This is a genomic window from Pseudoalteromonas sp. 5Ae-yellow (assembly GCF_014077565.1).
Lineage (GTDB): Bacteria > Pseudomonadota > Gammaproteobacteria > Enterobacterales > Alteromonadaceae > Pseudoalteromonas.
The window spans coordinates 1-11,638 of sequence record NZ_JACGWD010000100.1 but is presented as its reverse complement, the minus strand read 5'-3'; the positions used below and the strand labels follow the sequence as shown (position 1 = coordinate 11,638).

10 protein-coding genes and 1 pseudogene are annotated in these 11,638 nt (G+C 36.0%); 5 read left to right on the top strand and 6 right to left on the bottom strand.

Going from position 1 to position 11,638, the window contains the following annotated elements; genetic code table 11:
- Positions 1-48: 48 nt before the first annotated feature.
- The 5 genes from H4J63_RS18560 (at position 49) to H4J63_RS18540 (ending at position 5,339) form a co-directional block, all read left to right on the top strand.
- A complete protein-coding gene (locus H4J63_RS18560; protein WP_007586808.1) occupies positions 49-513 on the top strand; it encodes an acyl-CoA thioesterase in 465 nt (154 codons plus the stop codon).
- Between the two features lie 258 nt (positions 514-771).
- Positions 772-1,341 carry an outer membrane beta-barrel protein gene (locus tag H4J63_RS18555; RefSeq protein ID WP_007586810.1) on the top strand — a complete coding sequence of 190 codons (570 nt, stop codon included), beginning with the start codon at positions 772-774 and terminating at the stop codon, positions 1,339-1,341.
- Positions 1,342-1,752: 411 nt separating this feature from the next.
- Positions 1,753-2,457 carry a tRNA (N6-threonylcarbamoyladenosine(37)-N6)-methyltransferase TrmO gene (gene tsaA, locus H4J63_RS18550; protein ID WP_182197928.1) on the top strand — a complete coding sequence of 235 codons (705 nt, stop codon included), beginning with the start codon at positions 1,753-1,755 and terminating at the stop codon, positions 2,455-2,457.
- An 89-nt stretch (positions 2,458-2,546) separates the two neighbouring features.
- A complete protein-coding gene (locus H4J63_RS18545; RefSeq protein WP_182197927.1) occupies positions 2,547-4,271 on the top strand; it encodes a proline--tRNA ligase in 1,725 nt (574 codons plus the stop codon).
- A gap of 234 nt (positions 4,272-4,505) precedes the next feature.
- Positions 4,506-5,339 (top strand): UDP-2,3-diacylglucosamine diphosphatase, encoded by an 834-nt coding sequence (locus H4J63_RS18540; RefSeq protein WP_182197925.1) that lies wholly within the window; start codon positions 4,506-4,508, stop codon positions 5,337-5,339.
- 25 nt (positions 5,340-5,364) lie between these two features.
- Here H4J63_RS18540 and H4J63_RS18535 read toward each other — a convergent pair whose 3' ends face one another.
- The 6 genes and pseudogenes from H4J63_RS18535 to H4J63_RS18510 form a co-directional block, all read right to left on the bottom strand.
- Positions 5,365-8,424: an ATP-binding protein gene (locus H4J63_RS18535; RefSeq protein WP_182197923.1), complete on the bottom strand. Its 3,060-nt coding sequence runs from the start codon at positions 8,422-8,424 to the stop codon at positions 5,365-5,367.
- A 183-nt stretch (positions 8,425-8,607) separates the two neighbouring features.
- The gene (locus H4J63_RS18530) at positions 8,608-8,820 is read right to left on the bottom strand and encodes a hypothetical protein (protein WP_010552728.1); all 213 of its coding nucleotides are present in this window, start codon (positions 8,818-8,820) and stop codon (positions 8,608-8,610) included.
- Positions 8,817-9,611, bottom strand: coding sequence for a hypothetical protein (locus H4J63_RS18525; RefSeq protein WP_182197921.1), 795 nt, complete (start codon positions 9,609-9,611; stop codon positions 8,817-8,819). The genes H4J63_RS18530 and H4J63_RS18525 overlap by 4 nt, the downstream gene beginning before the upstream one ends.
- 88 nt (positions 9,612-9,699) lie before the next feature.
- The gene (locus H4J63_RS18520) at positions 9,700-10,863 is read right to left on the bottom strand and encodes a hypothetical protein (RefSeq protein WP_182197919.1); all 1,164 of its coding nucleotides are present in this window, start codon (positions 10,861-10,863) and stop codon (positions 9,700-9,702) included.
- A gap of 80 nt (positions 10,864-10,943) precedes the next feature.
- Positions 10,944-11,381 (bottom strand): hypothetical protein, encoded by a 438-nt coding sequence (locus tag H4J63_RS18515; protein ID WP_182197918.1) that lies wholly within the window; start codon positions 11,379-11,381, stop codon positions 10,944-10,946.
- A 163-nt stretch (positions 11,382-11,544) separates the two neighbouring features.
- Positions 11,545-11,638, bottom strand: a pseudogene (locus tag H4J63_RS18510) (IS5/IS1182 family transposase); the annotation flags it as partial.

Here is an 11,638-nt window from a genome sequence, read left to right as displayed (position 1 = left end):
TTTTTTACGTTATGCTAATAGTAGTTTTAATAAATATGAGTATTATCTATGCCGTCGTCAAAAGTTGTTTTTCGTTTTTTAGCAGAGCCTACCGATGTTAATTTTGGTGGTAAAGTTCATGGTGGGGCCGTCATGAAATGGATTGACCAAGCAGGCTATGCATGTGCTGCGGGTTGGAGTGGTCACTACTGCGTAACGGTTTCGGTTGCGGGTGTTAAATTTAGACGCCCAATTCTAGTAGGTCAAATAGTCGAAGTAGAAGCTAAAATTGCCCATACGGGTAGAAGTAGTATGCAAATATTTATACAAGTGCGTTGTGGCGATCCAAAAACACAAAATATGGTTGAAACAAATCATTGTGTTATCAGCTTTATCGCAATGGATGAAACGGGTTACCCTATAGAAGTGCCTTCGTTTAAAGCTGTAACAGAAGAAGATATTAAATTAGAAAATTACGCTATAAAAATGAAAGAAATAGCAATTGAAACAGAAAACTTGCTTCATACAGTGTAATTACTAGTTTAAATAATTCAGGCTATGTAAAAAACTCATTATACTTTGTAAAACATACAACTTATTTTAGAGTACTCAATTACACAAAAGTTCACTTTGATTATAAAACACGCTAAACACCGTAAAAACCAATACAAAAGAATTAATTAAGGCGTGTTTTTAATTCATTTTAATATTGGCACGCTCGCTGCAAGTAGATAATTGAAGTTTGATTAATGAAATCAAGCATTTGATTATTTTTTGTAAAGGAGCTATTCAATGATTAAAACACTTTCTCTTTCAGCTATTGCACTAGCAACACTGGGTTTTAACTCTGCAGCACACGCTGACATTTCTGATTTCGATTCTCCACGTATTTATACTGGTATCGGTTACGGTCAATATTCTTTTGAATTTGAAGACAGTGACAACGACACTGACTTTGACGACGATGCTCAAATGCTTAAGGGTTACGTTGGTGCACAATTTAACGAGTACTTAAGCTTAGAGCTTGCTTATCAAAACTTTGATGAAGTAAGTGATATAGACAGCAAAGCTGAAATTGATGGCGTATCCCTTGCCGCACGTTTGGGCTACCCTATAACAGAAAGCTTTTCTGTGTATGCAAAAGGCGGTTGGCTTGAATGGGATGCAGATTACACACAAGATTTACCAGTAGGTGGCGTATCAGCGTCTACAGATGGTGGTGATGCATTTTACGGCGCTGGTATTGAATACGCGCTTACAACAAATGTACAGTTTCGTTTAGAGTACGAACGCTATAAACTTGATGACGATATTGACCCAGATATGGATGTAGCGTCTGTATCAGTTCAATACATGTTTTAATTAGTTTTTAGTATGTATAAAAGGTAAGCCTTAGGGCTTACCTTTTTTGTTTTAGGCTCTTTTTAAATATATTAATATAAACCAATCAGTCCAATAAATAACTTTAAACCGTATAGTTTATAATGCCAATTGCATTAAATAAGCGTTCTATTATAACACTAAGAAAATAGCGCAATAACAAGGCAAATATAATTTATAGTTGTTATCACAAATTGCTCCCTGCATTGCTCTACCTCCTGCATCCATACAGTCAACTATGAATAATTCTTAACAAAGTAAGTGCGCTATTTAATGCGGTAGAATAATCATATTTTTAATAAAATTGGTATACGCAATAAACTTGCTTACATTAATGCCATAAATGTTAAATGCGGGTAGAATAGCGCTCTATTTTATTTGTACCCGAGTACTATGAGCGATTATACCATTTCGGCTATTGGCCACATTCAATCTTCTTATAAACAAAAGTTTGCTATACCTAGGCAACCACGTTTAGTGCCACAAGCTAAAGCAAAGCTTATATTTGCCCCCGATTTTAATCGCGAAGAGTTTGTACGTGGTTTAGATGAATTTACTCATATATGGTTGTTATTTCGTTTTCATGAAACAGCCGATAAAGGTTATTCTGCCATGGTGCGCCCGCCTCGTTTGGGTGGCAATGAGCGAAAAGGTGTATTTGCGACCCGTGCTACATTCAGACCAAACGCAATTGGAATGAGCGCCGTAAAACTTGAAGGTATTGAATATAAAAACGGACAACTTAGCTTATTACTCGCTGGCATTGATTTACTTGATGGCACACCGATTATTGACATAAAACCGTATTTGCCGTATTCAGACTCTATGCCGGATGCAAGTGCTGGCTTTGCTGACACGCGCCCAGAAACACAAATGACGGTTGAATTTAGCCCTCAAGCAATTGAGTTTGTTAATGCGCAAACACAATACCCAGATTTACATGATTTTATTGCCAATGTTTTAAAACAAGATCCCCGCCCTGCATATAAAAAACAAAAAGACGGCGAGCAGAGCTATGGTATGACTTTGTATAATTATAATATTCGCTGGCAAGTCAATGGCGAGCATAACGTAGTAACAAGCATAGAAAAAAACTAAATAACTCAGTTAGCGCTTTAGTGTAAAAGCATCCGCTGGTAAACTTAAGCTCTATTAAAAGAATATAATTACTCTATTTCGGAAAAAACATGCGTACAAGCCAATATATACTCGCAACACTTAAAGAAACGCCATCAGATGCTGAAATCGTGTCGCATCAGTTAATGCTTAGAGCCGGTATGATCCGTCGCGTCGCTTCGGGTTTATACACTTGGTTACCCTCTGGTTTACGCGTGCTACGTAAAGTAGAAAACATTGTACGTGAAGAGATGGACAAAGCGGGTGCAATTGAAATGCTAATGCCTGTTATTCAACCTGCTGATTTGTGGGAAGAGTCTGGCCGTTGGAATGAATTTGGTCCTGAGCTTATGCGCTTTACAGACCGTCATAACCGTACATTTGCACTTGGCCCAACACACGAAGAAGTAATAACTGATTTCGTACGTAAAGAAATAAGCAGCTACAAGCAGTTACCAGTTACTTTATATCAAGTACAAACTAAAGTACGCGACGAACGTCGTCCTCGTTTTGGTGTAATGCGTGCTCGTGAATTTACAATGAAAGATGCCTACTCTTTTCACTTAAGTGAAGAGTGTTTAGATGCGACTTATCAAGCGATGCACAAAGCATATTGTAATATTTTTGAGCGTTTAGGCCTTGATTACCGCCCTGTTATAGCCGATACAGGCTCTATTGGTGGTAGCGTATCGCACGAGTTTCATGTACTTGCTGAGTCGGGCGAAGATGCCATTGCATTTAGTGATGGCAGTGATTACGCCGCTAATATTGAAAAAGCAGAAGCACTGGCACCAAGCGAGCCTCGCCCTGAAGCATCAAAAGAGCTTAAAGCGTTTCCAACTCCTGATGCTAAAACGATTAACGAGCTTAAAAAACACTACGGTGTTAAGCCACATCGCGGTGTTAAAACGTTAATTGTTTATGGTACGCCTGATGAAAACGAAGTACGTACTCTAGTAGCCTTAGTACTGCGTGGCGATCACGAATTAAATGAACTAAAAGCTGAAAAGCACCCATTAGTAGACTCTCCGCTTGAAATGGCAACAGAGGCAGATATTATTGCTGCTATTGGCGCAAAACCTGGCTCATTAGGTCCGGTTGGCTTATCTATGCCTATTATTGTTGATAGAGCCGCTAACATACTTGCTGATTTTGTTGCCGGTGCAAATAAAGACGACGAGCATTACAGCGGTATTAACTGGGATCGTGACGTAACAGATTACGAAGTTGCTGATATTCGTAATATTGTTGAAGGCGATATGAGCCCATGTGGCCAAGGCGTTTTACAAATTAAACGTGGTATTGAAGTAGGTCATATTTTCCAACTTGGCACTAAATACTCAGAAGCGATGAAAGCGGGTGTATTAAACGAAGGTGGTAAAAACCAAACCATGACTATGGGTTGTTACGGTATTGGTGTTTCACGTATTGTTGCCGCTGCTATCGAGCAGAACAACGATCAATACGGGATCATTTGGCCAAAATCAATCGCGCCATTCGATTTAGCAATTGTTCCAATGAACATGCACAAATCGCATCGTATTCCTGATATAGCAAATAACCTTTACCAAGGTTTAAAAGATGCAGGTCTTGATGTGTTATTTGATGACCGTAAAGAACGCCCTGGTGTTATGTTTAATGACATGGAGCTAATTGGTGTACCTTACACGCTTGTAATTGGTGAGCGTAACCTTGACGAGAATAAAGTTGAGCTTAAAAACCGCCGCACCGGTGAAAAGCTAATGATTGATATTGACACTGCAATTGATGCAATTAAAGCGGCTGTTAAAGGTTAATAACACGCACGCTCAAAATAGACTAAAAGGCCGCATTTAAAATGCGGCCTTTTTTATGCGCGATTAATAGCAATACGTAATAATAGCTGCTCAATGACTCACCTTTCCTAGCTTTGTAGAAATCATTTAATTACGTGCCTTGGTATAAATTGTCATGGAGGCTTCGCTAAAGTGTCTCATAAGTGTCATTAGGTTTATCTACAGTGTTTAATTATTACACTATGGATGACGGGCATGACAAACAATCAACTGCGTAAAAAACAACATTATCCAGCCATTTGGATATCTGATGTTCATTTAGGTTACAAAGATTGTAAAGCTGATTACTTACTTGATTTTTTAAACTCGGTAGAATCCGACACACTTTATTTAGTGGGTGATATTATTGACTTATGGTCAATGAAGCGACAGTTTTATTGGCACCCTTCGCATTATCAAGTATTGAGCTGTATACAACAAAAAGCAGTTAACGGTACACGCGTCATTTATATACCCGGTAATCATGACGAAACGTTTAGGAACTATATAAATCAAACGTTATTTGGTATTGAAATCCACCAGCAGTTTATTCACACCACTAAAGCTAATAAACGTTTTTTACTCGTACACGGTGATGATTTTGATTCCGCGACACGCTATAACAAACTTATTAGTATCGCGGGCGATGCAGGATACGACTTTTTATTATTTTTAAACCGCTGGACCAATCGTATTCGAAAGCTATTTGGTGGTAATTACTACTCGCTTGCATCATGGATAAAAGCTCGCGTACACAAAGCACGTGAAGCAATTAAAGCCTTCGAAGATGCCGCAATTCATGAAGCTAAAAAGCAAAACGTAGACGGTATTATTTGTGGACACATTCATCATCCCAAAATAAAAGTAGGTGACGGAATTATGTATTGTAACGATGGAGATTGGATTGAGAGCTGTACAGCGCTGGTAGAGCAGCAAGATGGAAAAATTGAATTACTACATTGGTCAGACACACAATCCGTACTCGATAGCGCCGACATAACAAAGTTAAATATATCAACGGATGCTAAACCAAAAAAATCAGCTGCATAAGCAGCTGATTCTCAATTAATAACTATTAACTTAGCCAGGTGATTAACTTATCTTTTAGCGTTCTTGGCTTGATTGGTTTAGTAATATAGTCGTTCATGCCTGCAGTTAAACAACGCTCTCTATCACCTTCCATCGCGCTTGCTGTCATAGCAATAATAGGAATGTGTGTGTAATCGACTCCGGCTTTACTACTTCTGATTTCACTTGTTGTATCGTACCCATTTAGATTAGGCATTTGGCAGTCCATTAAAATTACATCAAAGGATTGTTCTGTGTTTTCTCTCAATGCTTCTAATGCTTCTACGCCATCTGATGCACAGGTGATTTTTACTTTAGTTCGTTTTAAAATCGCCTTAGCTACTTCAATGTTTATCATATTATCGTCTACTAATAATATATGATAAGCAGAAAGGTCAGGCTCTACTTGTTCTTCTGTTAAGCCTTTGGGTGGCGCTATAATACAGTCATTACTAGCACCAAATAAGCTGGCTAACTTATAGCTGAATTGATCTTGGGTAAGCGGTTTATTTAAAATATGGCTACCTTCAGGTAACACCATTTTAGTTGGTTTATCGGTCACCATGTCGCGTAAAATTAAAACATACTTTTTATTAAACTGTTTACAGTAATTAATAAGGGCATCAATTTGAGGGTGCTCATCATCAATCAATAATAAGTCAGCCTCAAATTCTTTATGCTCACTAAAGTAGTCGAGTCTTATAATGTTTTCTGCATTCACTTTACAAGTTAATAGCAACAAATCGCACACATTTTGATAGACATTATCGCGCGCTATTAATGCAGCTACGCTAATGCTAGTAGCAAGTTCAATACCTGTATTTAGTTTTTTCTCTTGTGCGACGTGTAGCTCAACCGTTGCTGTAAATGTACTACCAACGCCCTTTTCACTTATAACAGTGATATTACCACCCATTAACTGAGCGAGCTTTTTACATATAGATAAACCTAAGCCTGTACCACCAAAGTGGCGGGTTGTGCTTGAGTCTTCTTGTGTAAACACTTCAAATAGTTTGTCTATGTTCTCTGGTGCTATACCAATACCAGTGTCTTTTATTGTAAAGCTCATTAATAACTTTGAGTCGGTAATGTACTTAGAACCAATTGTTAAACTTACTTCACCTCGGTGAGTGAATTTAAAAGCATTATTAACTAAGTTAATTAAAATTTGTTTTAGTCGATGGCTGTCGCCAATAACCATTCTATCTACTACATCTTTTGTATCTAAAAATACTTCAAGACCTTTGCGCTGGCCCTGTAACGCTAAAGAGCTAATCATATCGCTACATACTGTAACAACATCAAATGTATGATTATCAATATCAAGCTTACCCGCTTCTATTTTAGAAAAATCGAGAATATCGTTAATCAAATTCATCAGAGAGTTAGCACTACTATTAGCTAATTTTAAGTAATGGTATTGTTGTTCACATAAGCCATCTTCTTTGAGCATTTCAAGCATACCCAAAACGCCATTCATCGGTGTGCGTATTTCGTGAGATATATTTGCTACAAAGTCACTTTTTGCTTGGCTCGCTGCTAATGCTTGATCAATTGCTCGCTCTAGCTCAACAGTCCTTTGTGATACTTTTAGCTCTAAAGTACTGTTTAAGCCTTCAAGCTCTGATTGAGTATTTTTTAATGAGCTAATATTTCTTAAAATAGCCGCTACCTGATAACGGTTATTGTAGACATCAAAAATACTACTGAGTGTAATTGAAAAGTATTGTTTGTTGCCATAACCATCTGTGTAGATAGCTTCAAACGGCATTTTTGATCCGTTTGAAATAGTCTCTTCTATACAGTTATTATCGGCTTCATTTAAGTTAAATAAAGAAACAAAGTCAGGGCTAGTGCCTGAGATTGAATTACCGAAAACTTCTTTAGCTGTATTATTAAAGTGAACAATTTCGCCGTTTTTCTCAATTGTAAAAATAGCATCCAAAGAATTTTCTATTACTTTATTGTTTTGCTCTTTTAGAGAATTAATTAACAACTTACGGTTTATAAAACGTTGGTATAAAAAGGCAATAACTAAAAATACGCTAAAGAATACCACTAGCATTGCAATAAAGTTTTGACGCCTTTCGTTCACCTTTGCAAACAACGTTTTAGTATCAACACTTACACCAAGCTCTAAAGGTAACATGGCAATATCACCATCAAGCGAAATACGCTTTTTTAACGTGTAAGCAATTGGGTAATTACTTAGCGGTAAAGTGCCTTGCTCTGCCATTGTACTTGCAATGGAAAATTCTTCAGTCCATGTTTTTGCTTTATTAAATTCAAAACCGAAGCGTAATTGAGGGTTTGGATGATATAAAAATTCACCTTCATTATTCATTAGGTAAATTTGTGTTCCTTGTGGAGATTCAACCGTTAAACTTTTTATTAATTTATCAGCAAAGTAGTTAGTGACTAATATTGCAAAAATTTTATTTTTTTCATCAAAAACAGGCTTAGCTACACGAAAAGTACTTATATAAGGTTCTTGTATCTGCCCATTTTCACGGTTGTAGTTAATAGGAGAAATATAAACACTTTTATTATCGAGCATACTCGCTTTTATCATGTAATCGCGTTGGCCTTTCTTTTGTAATTGCAGACCTTGCAGTCGATTAATTTCTCCGAGTTGGTTTCTATCAACCCTGACAACTTCTTGTCCACCATCTTCGAGCGTAATATAGCGAGCTTGCAATATAGTGTCATCAGTCTGCATAAAGCCTGTAAAAATACTTGCTAAACGCTCCTGCCAAATATCAATGGGTGTTCCAAGAATTGGATCAATCAGTTTATTTTCTTTTGCGCGGGTAATACCTTGAATAGGAGGAGTTGCATCTAAAAAGCGGATTGCGGTAACACTATCTTTAAGGTGTTTTTTTAGTGAATGGCTTTTTGTTTCAAGCTCACGTTTTAATTCTATTTGAGCTGAATGGTAAACATCACTTCTTACTTTTTGATCGAACATATATAGAGAAGGCAAAGCTATAAGAACAAATATTATTGTTGCAACGAGCATTAATTTATTATTTTTTGTTACATTCAACAAAATATTTCTTTTTAGCATTTACCTTCACCATAAATTTTTATTGTTATTAGTATAGAGCATTATAGGAATAATTGGACCATCTAACTAATCAGTTATCCTTATTAATTCTAATGTTTTTAAATATTTAAGTACTAATGTACTACCTAAAAAGCTGTATTTGCAAAAGGTTAATTCAAATTAACAAACGTTGGACCTAAAGGACTATTTAGGAATGCTCTGATTGTTCAGACCTTCTTTCACAACAAATATGACTATAACCATGCAGAAAATAAACCCTCCTCCTATACAGATATAGTTGATTATTGGATTAGACTCAGTATCAAGAGTCATTGCTAAGAGCCCATAACTCAAAAGCATTAAACCAATAAGTGACGCAGCCATTAATCTAATGAGTTTTTTTGTGGTTTTTTTCATTCTATTACTCCTTGTTCCCTAGCAATACTTTCTAAATTCTTCAAAAATTGAATCGATACATGCGTTATGTCTTTAATCATAAACTTAGGCTCTATTTTAAGTTCACCTTCATCTATTTCACTGTTACTAACAGTCTTTAAAAAAACAGCTTTGCCTTCATCATGCAGTGATATTTCTGTCGGTATTTGATTTGTTTCATACTTAAATTTACGCATAAAGTCTATTAAAGGCACATCTAAAAAACCAACAAACGTTTTTCCAAAATAAGTATCTTCTCGTGCTCGTTTTAAAAGCCAAGTATATTCAGCAGATGATAGAAATTGGCTTGGGAATGAGCTCGTTTTTACTGTTTGGACTTTTTCATCATCAAAATATCCTATAAATAAATTTTCGCCCTCCTTTTCGTAGGCAATATAATTATTAGGGTCGTTTTTAGGGTCAAGACTCATTTCATAAATTTGTTCTTTAGTAAATCCTGGCGCATATTTCATCATATCAGTAAGAGCTTTATCACCACCTTCTTTATTTACAGAATAATCCAATCTGTATGCGATATTTTTTTGATGATCTAAAATATATTGTCCATCATCTTTAATAGTCATTTCTGTAAAGGTTTTATTTGGCAAAACATAGTCTGTACGAAGGTATTTATCGGTGACTTTTATTTTAATGTATGCAAAATGATTTAGTTCTTTAGTGACTTGATAATTAAGTGCTAGGTTATTTTGTGCGTTTGCATAACCACATAAACTTGCGGTAAGAACGACTATAAATTTAAATATATTTTTCAAAACTTTATCCTTAAAAGTTAGCAACCTAAAAACGGCGTGACCACGCTGCATTGAACTGTAATCAGCGCCTATACAAAAGTACCTATCATTAAGTAGATATAATTTTTGGCAGGCTCATAACAAGTATAATGAGTATAAACAAAAAAACGAATAGCCCCACGTGCCGCTTAAATGGGTAAACCATTTCGCTTGTTCTATCTAATGAAACTGGGTATTTGTATTTTAATAACGAATATACTAGGTCTTCACTATCAACACTCCAGTGCGTCAGCGAAATGCTCTGCCCTTTTGTGGTATTAAAAACAAGCGATATTAAGTGTGACCTTTTTGTAGTTCTGCCAATAGAGTCATCAATTGAATCGTAGTTGTAATTCCATTTAGCCTCAATGCTAATAATATCCTGCTTAGTTAGTGTACGCGGTGTTTTATCAGTGAATAATAACGCGGGTAAATAAAGCTCGTCATCATTTACTATAATGGAGCTTAGAGGCGCTGTTTTTATAAAATAGTATTTATTACAAATAATTACCCTAGCAAAGTAATAGCTTACATAAGTTATTACTAAAAACGCAAAAGATGATTTCCAATTTTGTGATGAATAAGCAATAAATAGCGTAAGCAAAGCAAAACACACGACGACAAAATGAACTAAGCTTTTCTTACTATCAGGGAGCGGTAGCGCGCACCTAAGTATGGGAATATTATTTTTAGCCTCCGCATTACCTAAAATAGTATGTTGCGGAAATATTTTTGTAAATTTGTTTACTGTTGCTGAGTTTGTTTTTTCAGCCTCGGCCTCTTCACGTTTAGCTGCATAAACGCGCTCAACGGTTGAGAGTTTACTCACTACTAGCTGTGCTTGTTTGTCTTGCTTGAAACACCTAAACGTATAAGTGCTCAATTTGCCTTGTGCTGAGGTGTAATTAATATCTATGATATTTACAGCTTTATCTGCTCTAAACGATATTGTGTTTATACTGTTTGTATCAATGGAGTGGTGACTATACGTGAAGATTTCTTTCTTAAAAAAATAAGCCCCCAACTTTATATCTATTTGATTATTGTGTTCATCAAACTTTAACCGGTGTTGAAACATCAAAAGCACAATAATTAATAAAACATCAAGCCCATCGGTTGTATCAAAAATAAAGCCTTGGCTTAAAACACCTAGTACAAGGCCTGCTACAGTTAGCCAAATGAATAGCCATTTAATCGTTTCTAATAGTGATTTTAATATAATTGAATTAGCCAAAATTCCCTCTTTGAATAAAAAAGTATGCTTAGTTACATACTCTCATAATATATAAATACTTAAGATGTTCGAAAAGCCAATTAGCTAGACGCAACAATGATTATCCAACCGTCTTTTTTGGTATATTTAAAGCCACAACCATCCGACACTAAGTTCTTTTCGCCATATTTAGCCTCAATTTTAACTTGAGCAAAAAGAGGTTTTGTCTCTGTTGATATCTTTTGAGATAAAACCTCGAATTCAGGGCTTGTTACATACTTTTGAAACTTTTCCGCCTTTTTACTCAAATATGCAATAGCTCGTTTTTTTTCGTCTTCCGTATCTTTAAAATGCTTTGGTACAAAAGTCATCAAAGTATCAATGTCTTTATCAGCTTTTGCTTGTCTAAACTCTTCGCATTTTTTTATAAATAATGGATCTTGATTATCCTTGGCAGGCAAATTTACGTTAGATTCATCAGCAAAAGCTGCTGTGCTTAAAAATATGATGCTAGAAAGCGCTATTAATTGTGATTTCATTTCAAATCCTTTGTTAACGGAACAAATATGGAGGACGTTGTGTAAATATTAAGCTTTTCCTCATCTACACTGATTGCTGTGGCATCCATAGTAAAATTAAATCCACCATCAGCCTCTGTCCAAGTAAAACTACTAGGGGCTGTTGATCTTTGTAGTACATATATCAATCAGCCCACATTGGTAGCCACATCATAGTAAATGCTAAAGCGAGCATTGAATGATAATTTCGTTCAAGCTTTTCATACCGCGTGGCTATC

Bases quoted from the DNA above. Each gene is read 5' to 3' on its own strand.
- H4J63_RS18560 (WP_007586808.1), top strand. From the start codon at position 49: ATGCCGTCGTCAAAAGTTGTTTTTCGTTTTTTAGCAGAGCCTACCGAT.
- H4J63_RS18555 (WP_007586810.1), top strand. From the start codon at position 772: ATGATTAAAACACTTTCTCTTTCAGCTATTGCACTAGCAACACTGGGT.
- tsaA (WP_182197928.1), top strand. From the start codon at position 1,753: ATGAGCGATTATACCATTTCGGCTATTGGCCACATTCAATCTTCTTAT.
- H4J63_RS18545 (WP_182197927.1), top strand. From the start codon at position 2,547: ATGCGTACAAGCCAATATATACTCGCAACACTTAAAGAAACGCCATCA.
- H4J63_RS18540 (WP_182197925.1), top strand. From the start codon at position 4,506: ATGACAAACAATCAACTGCGTAAAAAACAACATTATCCAGCCATTTGG.
- H4J63_RS18535 (WP_182197923.1), bottom strand. From the start codon at position 8,424: ATGCTAAAAAGAAATATTTTGTTGAATGTAACAAAAAATAATAAATTA.
- H4J63_RS18530 (WP_010552728.1), bottom strand. From the start codon at position 8,820: ATGAAAAAAACCACAAAAAAACTCATTAGATTAATGGCTGCGTCACTT.
- H4J63_RS18515 (WP_182197918.1), bottom strand. From the start codon at position 11,381: ATGAAATCACAATTAATAGCGCTTTCTAGCATCATATTTTTAAGCACA.